The following is a 14426-nucleotide window of genomic DNA, read 5'->3' on the forward strand; positions in this document are numbered from 1 at the left end:
AAAAATCACATCCCTTTTGTTTTTTAAATTTTGACTTCAAGGCCAAAAAGGTTCCTATTATAGTTGCCATAATCCACACAAGAATCACTCCCTTCTACAATAGTTACAAATCTATGCAAGGCAATAATAACTGTTAAGAAAGCATTGCAATTAATCCAGCAAAAAAGATTTCTCTGAGTTTCCTCCTATATTTTAAGCTCTCTTTAAACGAATATGATAATCGTTATCAATAAATCCTTAATTATATATTCCACCTGTTTGGTGGAATATATAGTATGGTTGCCATACTTACATAATAAAAAATTTTTATCGCCTTATACTTTTTCTCCAAAATCACTAAGTTTATCTTTAAGAGTTAATAAAAAATTGTTCAAAAAGCTAATTTTTTCCTCATGTTCATCTTTCAGGATTTCTAGGATCATTTGATTATATTCTTCATGCGCCTTTAGATGATTTTTATGAGCTAATTCTCCTTTAGGAGTTAATTTTAAGACTATCTTTAGTTGATTTTGAGTGTCCCTTTCTTTCTTGATCAAACCCTTTTTTTCAAGTTTCATCGTCATTTCAGATATAGATCCCTTTGTTATTCTAAGATAATTTGCCAAACCGGCTACATGAATACCCTCGTTCTCTTTAATTGCTTTAAGCATATGAATTTCCGCATGAAATATGGGTACATCTGTCCCATAGTAACGAGGTTTTTTGTCAATGTCCAAAAATTCATAGATGATTTCGAAAAGTGAATAGGCAATTTTTATTTTTTTAAATTCATCTTCATTCATCATATCATGAGTATATGGCACCCATACGTTTTTGTCAATTTCCACTCATCGGTTTCTCACAGCAAAAGAATTCCCCTTTTCTGAAAGTAACTTTCCCCGCAAATCTATAGCCTAGTTTTTTGTAAAAGTTTACAGCCCTCAAGTTTTTCACAAAAACGTCTAAGCGCACAGCGCCGTATTGATCCCGCTGCGCTAGCTTTTCGACGTATCTGACCAAATCCTGTGCAATCCCTTTTCCTTCATGTTTAGGATGAACCATGAGCCTATGTACTATGGTAACTTTTGGGCTGGTATAAGTCCATTTGATTTTTTTGTATTCCGGGTCCTGATGCTCATTAAAGGCGATGCAGGCCGCTATTTCCTCAGAGTTATCGAAAAGCGCCAGATACAGAGAGCCGTTTTTTATATCCTCTAAAAATATTTCTTTATTGGGATAGACACTATCCCATTGATCGATTAAATTAACCGCCATGTTTCGGGTACAATCCCGGCATAAGGTCAGAATCTCATTCAGGTCTTTTTCCACAGCTTTGATAATTTGCATACTAATCCCCTTAATTAGGCCAATGTTTCAGTCGTTAACTATTTTTTGTCAGCACCATTCGTCTCGGGTTACCCCGTACATGAGGCAGTCGTCAAATTCATCCTTGTGAAGCAAATATTGCTTCAAAGTTCCTTCATATTTCATCCCGGCTTTTCTCAGGACATTTCCTGAGGAGGCGTTTTTGCTTCTGTGAAATGCTTGTACCCGATTGATTCCAATATGTCTAAAGGCGTAATCGATAACGGCTTTTAAGGCTTCGGGCGCATAGCCCTTCCCCCAGCAAGATTGTCCAATGCAGTATTCGACGTCAGCCCTTTGGTTTTGATTATTCACTAAATAAAAAGCTATCTGACCAATACTTTTATTCGCTTCTTTTAAGATGATGCTCCATCTATAAAACTCGTTATTATTATACAGGCATAACCATTTTGCGAGCAGTCGCTCAACTTCCTCAACAGTGTTACAGACACTCTCACCATAGTTATTTTGAACTTCAGGATCATTCATCCATAGTTCAAAGACACTTTGAGAATCCGTCAGTTCAAACCTGCGGAGAATTAGCCTTTCTGTTTCTATAGTTTGAGTACCTCTATGATTTAAAAACATAACGAATCACCCTGAATTTCAGCATTCCACAATTTATCTGAGAGTTCCTGCCTAAAGCTGCCGCTAAAAATAAAGAAAATATCCCGAAGCAGGCGGCTGCCTGGTTGTTAATTTTCACACCCTCGACTATTCGGGAAAATAGCTATATTATAAACTTGTCGTGATATTTGTTCGTGCTTAAGGTGTTCTTTAAGCCGAAAACCAAAAGGTATTTGTTTGATCTCTTCTCAATTTAAAATGCCTAAGAGTCCCTTTAAAAACAGCTATAGAGCAGCAAAAGGAGAAGTTACTATGTTGGCGGAGTTTGAAATTATTAGCGATCCCTTGCGCCCAAGTATTCGTACAAACCTTTGTTCGGTTTGTTGCCGGCATAAAAATACCAGCAAAAAAATAGGCTGTTGTTCCTACGAACCGGAATTCTGCCTTTTTGACTTAATCTTTTTACACCTTTATTACCCTGATATTTATGAACTGATTATGAAAAACGGTCGGATAATTGAAGGATATAACGGAATTATGCTTGAAATGAAGGTCGGTTTAAATCAATGTCCTTTTGCCAGCAACCAAGGGTGTGTCTTACCTAAAGATGCCATGACACCGCTCTGCCGGCTCTACATATGCCGGGAAGCGGCTGTTTTTGGGCCTGCCTTAATTGAAGAGAGATTTGATGACTATTTTAAAAGCAAAGAATATGAACTAAATAACTATTTGAATAATAAGTTGATCTATGATCAAAATTTTAACAGCACAAAGTTGCACGATTTTATAATAGAGTTTTCCCAACCTATAAAAACCATGATCGCGGAGATTGATAGAACGAAGCCAACAGTAGAAACCTATCATAGGGAAATAAATATTGAGGATTTTAAGCTGGTTCTTTAGCATTTGTATAAAAAAGACTTGATTCAGGTGGAGTTTTAACTCCATCTGAATCTTAGTCGCACTTATCCAGGGACTTAGCCGCTCTTAACTCACTGCTTCCAGAAGCGGGAGTCTTAGAGCGGATTAGTCAGCGGATAAATTAACGGTGGAATTAAATGCCCTTTTCTGAGTAAAGATTTTGCTTTCCCACAAAAAATTGCCCCATCTTTAGATAAAATTCCGCAGCTTGGGTACTTGTCAGCAATCCGCCGGCTGGAGAGGAGTACGCGACATAAATTTAGATTCGACTTTTTCAAAACCAAATTGCTCGTATAGTCCATGTGCGTCTGTTGTCGCCAAGATTCCTCTTAGATTTTTAAACTCCTGGGTCTCAAGGATACATTTTATCAGCTTTTTTCCGAGTCCTTTTCCTCTGTGATTCCTATCAATATAAACATCACCAATCCAAAACATCGTTGCATAATCGGACACAACCCGCGCAAAACCAACCAAGTTTGTATCATGATATACACCATAACAAAACGAATTCATTATAGTTTTCTCGATCAGTTCTTTTGCCCGGTCTTTAGCCCAGTAGCTATCCGCTAAAAACTCTTTAACTCGATCCACCGCTATCAAAGTTTTATCGGTTTCTATCGTATAACCTTCAAAACTCCATTTCATTTTTATGACCATTCCTTTCGCTGCAAGGCACAAAACAGCAGTTTCAGACTTATCTTCCACAATCGATAATAATAACTATTGCTTTGGGCATTGACAAACCTTGCGTTTAAACATGACACGAGGTTTAATTTTTTCTATTCTAGCAGCATTAGTTATAAACAATCCCATGAATCTCTCTGAATCCAAGGCCAGGCGTATCTTCGATAGTTATTTGGGAATTATCGAATAAGGCGCCGCCCTCTATGGGGTCTTCCTGACATAACACCGGGCCGTCCAGATCTACTTTTGTGACAATGCTTTTGGCTGCTGCCAAGTGTACCGCTGCTGTAACGCTTATTTTGCTTTCCAGCATACAGCCAACCATGCATTCCACACCGTAAAGTTCGGCTACGGAGCAAATCTTTAAGGCGTTATGAATTCCTCCGGTTTTCATTAATTTTATGTTAATGAGGTCTGCAGCGCGCATTTGTATGATTTTGATAGCATCCATAGGGGAAAATACACTTTCATCGGCAAGTACAGGGATGGACACATGGTCTGTAACTAATTTGAGTCCCTCCAAATCATGAGCAGGTACAGGTTGTTCCACCAATTCGATGTTTAAGCCTGCATCTTCCATCTTTCTCAAAGTATAAATAGCTTCCTTGGCGCGCCAGCCTTGATTAGCATCTATTCTAAGATCTGCGTCATATCCTACGGCCTTTCTGATAGCCTTCATCCGTTGAATATCCATAGCTGCATCTTTTCCCACTTTGATCTTTAAAGTTTTGTAGCCTTCCTTAATGGCTGCCAGGCTATCTTCCGCCATTTCTTCCGGGCTATTGACACTGATTGTTATATCTGTGGTAATTTCTTTTCGATATCCTCCCAAAAGTTTATATAATGGAGCGTTGTACAATTGCCCATAAAGGTCATGCAGGGCAATGTCCAACGCTGCCTTGGCACTTGTGTTTTTAACAACCGCTTTATCCAGCTTAAGCATAATTTCTTCAAAATTCTCAAGATCCAAGCCAATCAAGGTTTTTTTGATATGATCTTCAATAGCTCCGATGATGGCCCCTGTGGTATCCCCCGTAATCACTCCGGTTGGCGGTGCTTCTCCATAGCCGGCATGTCCTGTGTCGGTTATTACTTTAACAACGACGTCTTCCACACTGTACACTGATCTCAATGCTGTTTTGAAGGGCCTTTTCAGGGGAATGGATATATGCCCGATCTTAATGTCAGTTATTTTCACTGTCAACGCCTCCTCAAATAATCCCTCAATAATTAAAATAAGCTTGGCATTTGCCGCGTACCTGTAAGCAACAGAAGTTCTGCCGCGACTTGGGCTTCACTTCTCTATTTAAGCACAAAAATCACAGATAGCCTAAGAGAAGTTAAGCCCTTGAGTGCCAGAAATAGGATAACTTTAATGCTATCTTGCCATTCATCCTCTCGAATGCGCACTATTCTTACAATTATTAGAACTTCTCTGATTTGAGTAAAGCAGATGCGGATACTCATGCTTGTTATCTCAGGATTTGCTTGGGACACCTAGAAGAAAATTGTTAGAAAGTTAATATAAACCACTCCGGAGTGTAAGCCGCGTTGGTCTGATTAGCTGCTTAATATTGAACTAAAGTAATTACATTGTTTATGTAATCAATAATGTTTCTCATTTATAATAACAACTTTAATTAACTGGCAGAAATAAAATCAAACGATTCTTCTATGCTCCAAAAACCAAGAGTCAGTCTATTTTTACCACCATTTTCTGCCCAAAACTCTGAGCATTCTGCCCGGAAAAATGCTTTACAAAAAACTAAAAATGGAGTAAAATTTGCATAACAAATGATAACCGTTATCATTTATCTCTAAGGATCTTTTTTTTCCGCTGAAAATTAACCGGCAGTTATCTGGTTATCTGGTTACACTTATGTTGTAGAAAGGATTTGTTAATGATTAGGCCTTACAAAAAAGAACATTGCAAAGGGGGAATTCCTAATGGAGGAAAATTCCATTTTGGAAGAAAAACAAGTCTTTAAGCAACTAGAAGGAATCTTGAATTTGCTTGACAGGAAACCTTACTATAATAATTATCTCATCCGTTTATTAGACCTTATTGGTGCTACGATATTAGGCGTTAAACCTGCCGAATTGTTGAACATACCCGTTAACGAAGGCGAGACAAAAAATTCGCCTTGGGAAGAATGCAGAGCCTTTCTCGGGTTGGAAAAAAGTATAGAGTTCAGAGAGATTAAAACAAAGAATGAAAGAATTCAAGTTTTATTTTATCATTGCGCTTCTTTGGATAAAACGCTTCGCAGCAAAGCAAACTTAAAGTTTCTTCGCCAAATAGGCTATCCGGAACCATATTCTTTAGAAGTCTATGTTGATTTTTTAGTTAAGAGGTTAAATCAAGGTGATTTTCCTCATGAGGTAGGAATATTTCTAGGTTACCCTTTAAAGGACGTACTTGGTTTTATAGGACACCCTTCCTTGCGCTTAGTCAAAACACAGGGATGGAAAATATATGGCAATGAGAAACTATCCGTCAATAAATATCAAAGCTTTATTCAAGCACGCACAAAAGTAAAAGGCTTTATTGATTCACTCCATAGCCAGGGAATATACTCGCACCTGCATTGATCCAGCTTTCCCCATTAATGATAACAGGATGCTTAAGTCCAAGGAGGTGGCAAGAAATAAATCATTCAATGATTAAAAAAACACACTTTAAATCTGTTTGCAGAGGGGTGTGGCTGATAAAGTATGAACGTCATGATAATGTAATTTATCTTTCTTGGGCTTCTAACGGAATGATTAATAAATGCTGGTGGGCTTCTCCCGGCATACCGCGGGGATAAAAATCATGTTCGTCCCTTGCACTTTCTGGTTCTATAAGAAAGTTGTTTTTTCTATTTCCGGTAACAATTCATAAACTGACCTGCCAATTGCCTCCTCAAGCTTTCTCTTAATTTCGAAGGTAGCCTCCCATTTTAAAACCGAAAGGTTATTGACCCCATATCTCAAGGCAACGTCTACCAAGCGTTTCTCAAGTAAGCAAAACCCTTTAGATGTTGCTAAAGCATCACATAATTGAATCAACTCATCATATTCGGTGTAATTGATCTCTGAGATGTATTTTCCAATAAACTCCGTTTCTTCCGCATTGCAATCATTGTTTCCGGAGTATGAGTCGATATTTTTTAAAGGAAAGGAATGCGTAAGGCAAATTCGAGCACAATCCTCATAACCCCTGGCACTTAAAAAATTGTACCCATCTATAATGTGACGCATATAGGATATCCCGCAGCGCCTGCCGATATCATGAAGATATCCCAGGATATAGGCAATTTCCGGCTCAAGCCTCTTATGTTTGTTGGCAATGTATCGGGCTGCTTCAGCAGTATAGATTGAATGGGCAACCCAGGGTCCGGGATTATGTGTCCCCGCTTCAGACAATAGGCACTTAGACTCTTCGATGCTTGGAATGTTCATGGGCATTCTCCTTTCTCCAAATTCGAATAGGTTGCCGCGTTTTCTTGTGTTGTTAGCCGTCTATTATCCTTACCTGGGGCCATTTGTGCAAAATTTCTTTCTCAATGAAACGTTTACGAAATAACTCCAGAGTAACTCTTTTCGGATTGCGCCGCAGCGTCATACGAAATAAGTCCTCTAAGCCAAAGGGAGCGCAGATATAAAGCTCCTCATGAGGCAACAGTCTGACTCCTATACTCGTTGCTGTTTCCGGCCATGTGGACACCGCCTCTTCAATAGATTCCAGAGGCTGGACACTATAACCAAAATACTTTTCAAACCAAAGGTGAACGGCTGCCTGATTTGTCACTTCCCACGGAACCTCCGGCAGTTTTTCTTTTAATTCTTCTAAAATTATTTGATCGTGGCTTGGGCTTAGCTCTGAGGCATTGAAATAAACCACGTCCACATCTTTAACTGGTGTGGCTTTCTTATACCCATGGAGATGATCCCAAACCAAAGTTCGTATAACTCCCGCACCTATAAACCAGTCAGGAAGTTTAAGCTCCTGTACTGCCCGCAGAAGTTTCATAAACCAATCATTTTTCAAAATCAAAGTTTTTAATTCTTGTTCATAGTTTGGTTCAGACAAAACCGCCCCTCCGATACTGTTTTAAATACTGACTTGAATTAGTTTAACATTTTAATAAAATATTTGGGAGACTCTGTGAAGCCCTGACGCAGATAAAACCGGTGTGCAGCTGCTCTTCTCGAATTGCAATGGACTTCAATTCTGTCACATTTCCTATTTGTGGCGATAGCGGTACAATACTCTTCAATTTCACGTCCGATCCCCCTGTCCCTCATTTTCTCCTCAATGGCAAAATAGCTTATCCTTGCAAAATCCCCTTCTAAAGCTAATTGGGGAATAAAGTGAAGCGATATAACGGCCACAACCTCAGTTCCCGAATCATAAACTAAAAGTTCTTCGTCGGGGTCGTTGAGCAAAGTTGATAATTTTACTTTCAAAAATGAACCCCTAGTTGGATAACCAAGCTGTTCCAAAAGGATCTGTATCTTTTCCCAATCAGCGGTTTTAGCTTTCCGTACGCCCAATGTTTCCCCTCATTTCTTTAGGTGGATTTCACTCCATGAGTTTACTTAGACGGCACTGCCGGATCGGCCTTCTTTTTGTTCAGCAGATCAAGTGAGAACAATGTAACTGTAACCAGGACTTAAAGCGTCTCTTATAATTTCTGAGCAATAATCTTATTCATGGCATGCTTATGGGGTATCCCAGAGGAATTGCAATCAAAAATCACTTCCGAACACTCTTGAATCAGCCAATCATGGTAATATGTAAACAATTCTCCCGAAATCCACTGGCAAGATGCCGGTTCTTTTTTCGGAGCAGGAGCAATAAACGGTTTTTTTACAAAAACGTTGAAGACATGCAGTCCGCCAGGGTTTGTAAACTGTTTATAATTGCTGAATATTTCCTGGCGCAAAGACGGTTTTATATAATGCAAAACGCCGCTGGAATAAAGAATATCAAATTTACCAGACAAACGGTAATCTAAAAGATCAGACTTAAACACTTTAAGATGTACTCCGGCTTTTTCGGCAAGTCTTTGGGTTTTTTCGATGCCGGCATTCGAAATATCAAATGCGGTGACATCGTAGCCATTTCTGGCAAAGAATACAGAATCTTTCCCTTCCCCACAGCCAATATCCAACAATTTAAGAGGGCGTGAAGGGGGTAATAGCTCAAGAACTTTCAGGCAAATTTTTGCGGGTTCAAGACCCCAATAGTAATCAGGTAGTTTATATTCTTCCTCATAAATAGTTACCGCTTTGTCATGTGAGGCATAGCCAAAGAGTTTATCAATACTAATCCCCAGTTCTTGAGACAATCTTGGCAATAATGAACTATCCGGCAGAGCTTGCGCCGTTTCCCATTTGGAAACCGCTTGAAAGGTTATACCGAGTTTCTTAGCTAAATCCTCTTGTGTAAATCCTTTCTCTTTCCTGTACCTGCAAATATTCCTAGCCAATTCAGCATTCATCTCTTTCACGCTCCTTCAAGACCAATTTTATTGTTTTGAAAAGAGCGTTTCAATAACTTGACAGTTTACATTCTAAAAAGCTCAACCCCTAGTTGAAATTTCAATTTTCCCGGCCTTGTCGACGTGTCTTTTCATTGATATATCAATCTTTCCACATCTTTCCTCTCTTTCCTCCTTCAATCAGAGAAATAAGCTAATTTCTATCTTGACAAAAATACAAAGGTACCTTTATAATACTTCATGAAGGTACCTTTATATTAAAAATGAAAGCGAGGAAGAGCAATGAATAACAGTGATTTCGATTTATTTGGGCAATTCGTCCGCCTAGAATGGTTATTGCACCGTTATCACCAGCACAATCACAGACACCACGGTCCTTTAGGTGACCCGCACCGGGGTCAGGGGCGGGTATTAGCTTTGCTAAAGCTGAAACCGGAAATAAGCCAAAAAGAGCTCTCCGAAATTTTGGATATACGCTCCCAGTCTTTAGGAGAGTTATTGGCGAAATTGGAACGAAACGGATATATTACCAGAACACCTTCTCCGACAGACCGCCGTGTCATGAACGTTCACCTAACGGAAGCAGGAAGAGAATCCTCTGCTCAAAAGGAACAGCATGCGGATATCGAAGCCTTGTTTGACTGTTTGAATGAAGAAGAGCAAGCCACACTGAGTGATTATCTAAGCCGCATTATCCTGGCCTTAGAGCAACAATATGCCGGCGAGCCGGAAGCTGAGTTTCAAGGCCATCCACCCTTCGAGGGCAGAGGTTTTGACCGGCATTTCGGAATGGAAGGTGGCCATCCTCCTTTCCACGGCAGAGGGTTGGGCCGGCATTTCGGGATGGAAGGTGGCCGTCCGCCTTTCGATGGCAGGGGGTTTGGCCGGCATTCCGGGATGGAAGGTAAGCGCCCGCCATTTGATGGCAGAGATTATGAGCATCATCATGAGGAGAGAGATAAACCGAACAATTCCAATTCGGATGAAGAGAATTAACTAAATTGCTTCGCTTGCTCCTTCAGCCGATCAGATTTGAGTTGACAAGCCGAATAATACGGTTTACAGTTTTGATAGAATTCTAACTAAACAATTTGCCCTAGTTGGTATGGTTGATCCGGCGACTAATCCGCTCTAAGACTCCCGCTTCTGCAAGCGGTGAGTTAAGAGCGGCTAAGTCCCTGGATAAGTGCGACTAAGATTCAGATGGAGTTAAAACTCCACCTGAATCAGGTCTTCTTTTTATCGGGAGTCACTCCTGTCGCTTAATAATTGCCAAGTGATTCCCGATCCTCTGTGACCGTTCAATGACCAAAAAGCAGGTGATTTGCTCTGGAAGCGCAAGGAAAAATCAGGCTCTATGAATTTTATCTCAGGAATATTGTACACGCAATGAAACAAAAATTAGACGCTAAGTTGATTCCGTATGACATTACGAATCAACAGGCCCGTTTACTGGGTTATCTGGACGAGCAATTGAAGCAGGGAAAAGATATTGTGCAAAAGGATCTGGAACGCACCATAAAATTGCGTGGGTCTTCGATTACCAGTTTGCTGCAAGGCCTGGAGCGAAAAGGATTTATTATCCGCAATACAGGCAGCAGAGATGGCCGTACGAAACAGATGCGCATTACTGAAAAGGGAATTGCTCTGATAGATGAAGTTGAAACCGCTTTTCAGGATGTCGAGGCCTTGATTTTAAAGGGCCTATCGGATGAGGAAAAAAAGATCTATCTTAAATTGCTAAGGATCACCTATGACAATTTTAAAACAAACTGAAGTTATTTTTATTTATAAACAGATGCTTAGAATTCTAACTTTTTCAGCATTTAATTTTCGGCATTTAAATAGAATTCTAATTAATTTCCTCATATCTTTGTCCGATTCAATTTTTAATTTAAGCATTTTAAGGAGGAATTTTTGATGAAGCAAGGCGATTCTTCAAACTATTATTTTGAAGACGCTCCCATTGGGAGGGCCATCATGCACATGTCTTTGCCAATGATGCTGGGAATGTGTTTGAATGTAATATATAACATTATTGATGCTTTTTTTATCGGGAAACTGAATCAGACGCCGATGATGTCGGCGATTGCTCTAGCTCTCCCCTTTTCAACGATCTTAATGGCGATAGGCAATTTATTCGGTACTGGAGGGGGCACATATATTTCGCGTCTTCTCGGTGAAAAAAATCTAAAGGAAGCACAGAGGGTTTCAGCTGTAACCTTTTACTTCAGCCTGATAAGCGGTTTGCTCCTGATCATTCTCTGTACCCCATTCCTTCCCTCTCTGTTGCAGCTTTTGGGAGCGAAAGGTGACACACTGCTTCCCACCCGGAATTTTATCTTGGTTTCTTTGCTCGGCAGCCCGGTTGTAGTAGCCAACTTTGCTTTAGGGCAAATTGTCCGCGCCGAAGGTGCTTCTAAGGAATCCATGTACGGAATGGCCGTTAGTGTTCTTGTCAATATCATGCTTGACCCCATTTTAATTTTTACTTGCCATATGGGAGTGATGGGGGCAGCTTTGGCCACTGTTTTAGGCAACTTTGGTGCGGTGATTTACTATGTTTTCTACCTGCAGAAGAAAAGCATGACCTTAACTGTTGCCGCAGAATCATTCAAACCTAATTGGAGAATGACAGGGGAAATCTTTAAAATTGGAGTATCCGCCATGATCATGGATTTATTCCTAATCGTATCCACTCTTCTACTCAACAATTTTTCAGCCGCTTACGGTGATTATGCAGTCGCTGCCTTTGGCATTTCCCAGAGAGTCGTGCAGCTTTCCGATTTTATCGGCATGGGGCTGTTTATGGGAATTGTGCCGCTTGTCGCCTATTCTTATACCGCGCGGGATATTCGCAGAATGATGGGTATCATTAAAACTACAACAGCTTATATAACTGTTTTGGTAGCCGCCGTTTCTGCGACACTGCTGCTCTTCCGTATACAAGTTATCAAACTTTTTACCGCAGACCCGCAGGTTATTAAAGTCGGAATTGTTATCTTAGCGGCAATGCTGATTTCCTCTCTCTTTACCAGCTATTCCGGACTGTTTACCGGGATCTTCCAGGGCATCGGCCGTGAAAAAGAGGCAGCTATTATGTCCATGGCGCAAGGAGTGTTCTTAATACCCATCATGATCATGGGAAATATCTGGTTTGGTCTTGATGGTGTGATTTGGTCCATGGCTGTAGCGGAAGTTCTTGCCAGCTTGATCGGCTTGGGCCTCTGGATTCATTTCCGGAAAAACTCTGCCTTGAAAGACTTTCTTAGGCAGCCGGAACAACCGCCTTTCTGCACCGATTGGATGGATTAATGCCGTGCCGAAAGCTTCATCCAATCTATCTAGAAACAGTCCATCTAGAAAAAGTACAACTCAGCAAGTTGTCTTGTTTCCTAGCAGCAACTTCCGCCAGTATTGCCCGAACAATCGCAACTCGGTTCTGTCCCGGTCAGCCAGCCTTTAATGATAGCGGCTGCACAGCCAACACCTGGCGTAACTTCCAATGCCTCAAATGGACAGTTTTTAACGCAGGCTCCGCATTCTATGCAATTATCTTTATGGATAATGAAAGATTTATTATTGCTCATGGCAAAGACGTTGTGCGGGCATACTTCAAGGCACTTCCCACAGCCCCTGCATCTGTCTTTCTTCATTGTTAAGGTAGATACATTTTTTAAATATCTGTGTCTCACAATAACACTCCTCTATTTGCACAAAAAGTTATCGACTAATACAAGAACGATCCCTAAAAAGACAGAGATCATAATTGGGGGAATTGCTAGTTTCATCTCTTTCAAAACACCTGAAAAGGAAGTGTAGGTTGACGAACCCGTAAAATTCATAGCCAGAAAAGCCGATACTGACGGCAATATTAAGAAATAAGCAAAAGCTTTTATAAAACTATAATGTGGTGTATATGGCCAGCCATTGAGCAGGTTAACGATGACAACCCAAATAAAGCCTAATAACCAGCCTTTCCATGCAAAAGCCTTGCCGGGAATCCAAGGCAATAATAAGGGAGTTAAAACACATCCAAATATTATGGCACCAATATAGGCATAGACATCAACGATGCCAAAGGTCCCGAAGCCAATAAGATTTGACAAAAAGAGCACTCCAAATATCATTAAAGAAATTTTGACCGTGCTTACCAGTTCTATCGGTGTTAAAACAAGCCGATCATAGGCGCTGAACTTAACTGTCCGCATTTCAGCATTAGCTTTCATTCCTGATTCAATATACTTTTTGATATCCTCAGCTCTCACAGGGCCATACTGCACATTAAATCCTGAAGATTTCAGTACTTCATGAGCGCTAACGCCGGGTGCACTTAACTGCGGTAGTATTAACGTTCTGTGAGTAACCTGTTTCTCTAATTGCACGATGGAAAGACGGTCTATAAGTTCTCTCGTCCCAAACGTACCTTTACCGGCGGCACACCAGACATTGATCCCTTTAGTGTCCAGAACCAGAATCCATGCATCCAGGCCGGATAATTCTTTTCTTAGGCCGTCAAAGCTCATTTTATAATTAGCTGTTACCAAAACAGGAGAATAACTATCAGGTTTACCGATACGGTAAAGACCAGGGCCGACTTTGTAATTCATTCTGTTGATACCCCACCGGGCTTTCCAGGAGCCGAAAATATCCTGCAATGTTAATTGAGCAGTTGTTTCGAAAATCTCTATGTTTCTGTTCAGATTAATACTGATCATGACACAACACCTCAACTTTTTAGTTCCCAAAGTCTTTAAAAACAAATTAATTTTCCAGGCATATTTAAGTTTTAATATAAGACCCTTGTGGTTTCGGATATAAGTTTAAATATTAATGAAATTTTAAACAAGAACTATCATTTTGTTCACTTCTAAATTCATCTTTATTAGATCTAAGTGCCGCTAGATAGAAAGAGACGGATTTAATGATCTCATTATTATTACTGTAGTACATCCACTGCCCTTCAGACCTTCCTCTAACAAGGCCGCTGTCACATAAAATTTTCATATGGTATGACAAGGTAGGCTGAGTAATCTTGAAATGGTCCAACAATTGACAAGCGCACATTTCACCGGCTGAAAGTAAACCGACAATTTTGAGGCGGGTCTGATCAGCTAATGCCTTGAATATAGAAATATACTCTGAGTAATTATAGGACATAAAATCACTCCCCTATCGTTTTAAAGGCTACGACTTATATAGATAAACCTCTATATAACTATTATATTACAACGATATATAGAGAACTGTCTATATCTTACCCTACATTTTTGAGATGTTATACTAAGTTGCATATAACATATTAGATACTATCCAATCCCAACCTGTAATACTCCTAACTCTTAGAGGATCATTTTCTAAACTTACCAGTGTATCGCACAACCGCAACTCAACGTGTTTTAGGGTGTTAAACAACTCATT

17 protein-coding genes are annotated in these 14426 nt (G+C 40.1%); 5 read left to right on the forward strand and 12 right to left on the reverse strand.

The features are described 5' to 3' along the window. Positions 1-314: 314 nt before the first annotated feature. From REC12_RS01760 to REC12_RS01770, 3 genes are read right to left on the reverse strand one after another with little or no spacing between them, the layout of a single operon-like run. Positions 315-827 (reverse strand): MarR family winged helix-turn-helix transcriptional regulator, encoded by a 513-nt coding sequence (locus REC12_RS01760; protein ID WP_308891934.1) that lies wholly within the window; start codon positions 825-827, stop codon positions 315-317. Continuing rightward, on the reverse strand, positions 817-1326 hold the full coding sequence (locus REC12_RS01765) for a GNAT family N-acetyltransferase (protein ID WP_308891935.1): 510 nt from the start codon (positions 1324-1326) through the stop codon (positions 817-819). The genes REC12_RS01760 and REC12_RS01765 overlap by 11 nt, the downstream gene beginning before the upstream one ends. A gap of 48 nt (positions 1327-1374) precedes the next feature. Next, positions 1375-1932 (reverse strand): GNAT family N-acetyltransferase, encoded by a 558-nt coding sequence (locus tag REC12_RS01770; RefSeq protein WP_308891936.1) that lies wholly within the window; start codon positions 1930-1932, stop codon positions 1375-1377. A gap of 291 nt (positions 1933-2223) precedes the next feature. Here REC12_RS01770 and REC12_RS01775 point away from each other — a divergent pair, with 291 nt between their 5' ends. Next, positions 2224-2814 (forward strand): hypothetical protein, encoded by a 591-nt coding sequence (locus REC12_RS01775; protein WP_308891937.1) that lies wholly within the window; start codon positions 2224-2226, stop codon positions 2812-2814. Between the two features lie 237 nt (positions 2815-3051). On the opposite strand, the gene REC12_RS01780 is transcribed toward REC12_RS01775, so the two are convergent. Together REC12_RS01780 and REC12_RS01785 are read right to left on the reverse strand one after the other, a co-directional pair. Then, a complete protein-coding gene (locus tag REC12_RS01780; RefSeq protein WP_308891939.1) occupies positions 3052-3477 on the reverse strand; it encodes a GNAT family N-acetyltransferase in 426 nt (141 codons plus the stop codon). 148 nt (positions 3478-3625) lie between these two features. Continuing rightward, positions 3626-4714 carry a dipeptide epimerase gene (locus tag REC12_RS01785; protein ID WP_308891941.1) on the reverse strand — a complete coding sequence of 363 codons (1089 nt, stop codon included), beginning with the start codon at positions 4712-4714 and terminating at the stop codon, positions 3626-3628. 749 nt (positions 4715-5463) lie between these two features. On the opposite strand from REC12_RS01785, the gene REC12_RS01790 reads away from it, so the two are divergent. Further along, positions 5464-6108, forward strand: coding sequence for a DUF3793 family protein (locus REC12_RS01790; protein ID WP_308891942.1), 645 nt, complete (start codon positions 5464-5466; stop codon positions 6106-6108). 249 nt (positions 6109-6357) lie between these two features. On the opposite strand, the gene REC12_RS01795 is transcribed toward REC12_RS01790, so the two are convergent. The 4 genes from REC12_RS01795 to REC12_RS01810 form a co-directional block, all read right to left on the reverse strand. Beyond that, positions 6358-6960, reverse strand: coding sequence for an HD domain-containing protein (locus REC12_RS01795; protein ID WP_308891943.1), 603 nt, complete (start codon positions 6958-6960; stop codon positions 6358-6360). Between the two features lie 52 nt (positions 6961-7012). Beyond that, positions 7013-7591 carry a nucleotidyltransferase family protein gene (locus tag REC12_RS01800; RefSeq protein ID WP_308891945.1) on the reverse strand — a complete coding sequence of 193 codons (579 nt, stop codon included), beginning with the start codon at positions 7589-7591 and terminating at the stop codon, positions 7013-7015. Between the two features lie 38 nt (positions 7592-7629). Next, on the reverse strand, positions 7630-8055 hold the full coding sequence (locus REC12_RS01805; RefSeq protein WP_308891946.1) for a GNAT family N-acetyltransferase: 426 nt from the start codon (positions 8053-8055) through the stop codon (positions 7630-7632). Between the two features lie 131 nt (positions 8056-8186). Beyond that, a complete protein-coding gene (locus tag REC12_RS01810; RefSeq protein WP_308891947.1) occupies positions 8187-9005 on the reverse strand; it encodes a methyltransferase domain-containing protein in 819 nt (272 codons plus the stop codon). A gap of 282 nt (positions 9006-9287) precedes the next feature. Between REC12_RS01810 and REC12_RS01815 the strand changes: the two genes are divergently transcribed. The 3 genes from REC12_RS01815 to REC12_RS01825 all read left to right on the forward strand — a co-directional run bounded on the left by REC12_RS01815 (position 9288) and on the right by REC12_RS01825 (position 12320). Continuing rightward, positions 9288-10001, forward strand: coding sequence for a MarR family winged helix-turn-helix transcriptional regulator (locus tag REC12_RS01815; protein WP_308891950.1), 714 nt, complete (start codon positions 9288-9290; stop codon positions 9999-10001). A gap of 393 nt (positions 10002-10394) precedes the next feature. Further along, positions 10395-10781, forward strand: a complete 387-nt coding sequence (locus tag REC12_RS01820) for a MarR family winged helix-turn-helix transcriptional regulator (RefSeq protein ID WP_308891951.1) — start codon at positions 10395-10397, stop codon at positions 10779-10781. Between the two features lie 144 nt (positions 10782-10925). Next, the gene (locus tag REC12_RS01825; RefSeq protein ID WP_308891952.1) at positions 10926-12320 is read left to right on the forward strand and encodes an MATE family efflux transporter; all 1395 of its coding nucleotides are present in this window, start codon (positions 10926-10928) and stop codon (positions 12318-12320) included. Between the two features lie 80 nt (positions 12321-12400). On the opposite strand, the gene hgcB is transcribed toward REC12_RS01825, so the two are convergent. The 3 genes from hgcB to REC12_RS01840 form a co-directional block, all read right to left on the reverse strand. Continuing rightward, on the reverse strand, positions 12401-12700 hold the full coding sequence (hgcB, locus tag REC12_RS01830) for a mercury methylation ferredoxin HgcB (protein ID WP_308891953.1): 300 nt from the start codon (positions 12698-12700) through the stop codon (positions 12401-12403). A 12-nt stretch (positions 12701-12712) separates the two neighbouring features. Continuing rightward, positions 12713-13723, reverse strand: coding sequence for a mercury methylation corrinoid protein HgcA (gene hgcA / locus REC12_RS01835; RefSeq protein WP_308891954.1), 1011 nt, complete (start codon positions 13721-13723; stop codon positions 12713-12715). 112 nt (positions 13724-13835) lie between these two features. Further along, entirely contained in the window at positions 13836-14165 is a 330-nt protein-coding gene (locus REC12_RS01840) for an ArsR/SmtB family transcription factor (protein ID WP_308891955.1), read from the reverse strand. Positions 14166-14426 lie beyond the last annotated feature (261 nt).

The organism is Candidatus Desulfosporosinus nitrosoreducens, from assembly GCF_030954495.1.
Taxonomy (GTDB): domain Bacteria; phylum Bacillota; class Desulfitobacteriia; order Desulfitobacteriales; family Desulfitobacteriaceae; genus Desulfosporosinus; species Desulfosporosinus nitrosoreducens.

What these genes read in the sequence shown, in the direction of transcription:
- REC12_RS01815 (WP_308891950.1), top strand. Translation starts at nt 9,288, where the DNA reads ATGAATAACAGTGATTTCGATTTATTTGGGCAATTCGTCCGCCTAGAA.
- REC12_RS01825 (WP_308891952.1), top strand. Translation starts at nt 10,926, where the DNA reads ATGAAGCAAGGCGATTCTTCAAACTATTATTTTGAAGACGCTCCCATT.
- REC12_RS01795 (WP_308891943.1), bottom strand. Translation starts at nt 6,960, where the DNA reads ATGAACATTCCAAGCATCGAAGAGTCTAAGTGCCTATTGTCTGAAGCG.
- REC12_RS01790 (WP_308891942.1), top strand. Translation starts at nt 5,464, where the DNA reads ATGGAGGAAAATTCCATTTTGGAAGAAAAACAAGTCTTTAAGCAACTA.
- REC12_RS01840 (WP_308891955.1), bottom strand. Translation starts at nt 14,165, where the DNA reads ATGTCCTATAATTACTCAGAGTATATTTCTATATTCAAGGCATTAGCT.
- REC12_RS01770 (WP_308891936.1), bottom strand. Translation starts at nt 1,932, where the DNA reads ATGTTTTTAAATCATAGAGGTACTCAAACTATAGAAACAGAAAGGCTA.
- REC12_RS01810 (WP_308891947.1), bottom strand. Translation starts at nt 9,005, where the DNA reads ATGAATGCTGAATTGGCTAGGAATATTTGCAGGTACAGGAAAGAGAAA.
- REC12_RS01820 (WP_308891951.1), top strand. Translation starts at nt 10,395, where the DNA reads ATGAAACAAAAATTAGACGCTAAGTTGATTCCGTATGACATTACGAAT.
- hgcA (WP_308891954.1), bottom strand. Translation starts at nt 13,723, where the DNA reads ATGATCAGTATTAATCTGAACAGAAACATAGAGATTTTCGAAACAACT.
- REC12_RS01765 (WP_308891935.1), bottom strand. Translation starts at nt 1,326, where the DNA reads ATGCAAATTATCAAAGCTGTGGAAAAAGACCTGAATGAGATTCTGACC.
- REC12_RS01780 (WP_308891939.1), bottom strand. Translation starts at nt 3,477, where the DNA reads ATGAAATGGAGTTTTGAAGGTTATACGATAGAAACCGATAAAACTTTG.
- REC12_RS01775 (WP_308891937.1), top strand. Translation starts at nt 2,224, where the DNA reads ATGTTGGCGGAGTTTGAAATTATTAGCGATCCCTTGCGCCCAAGTATT.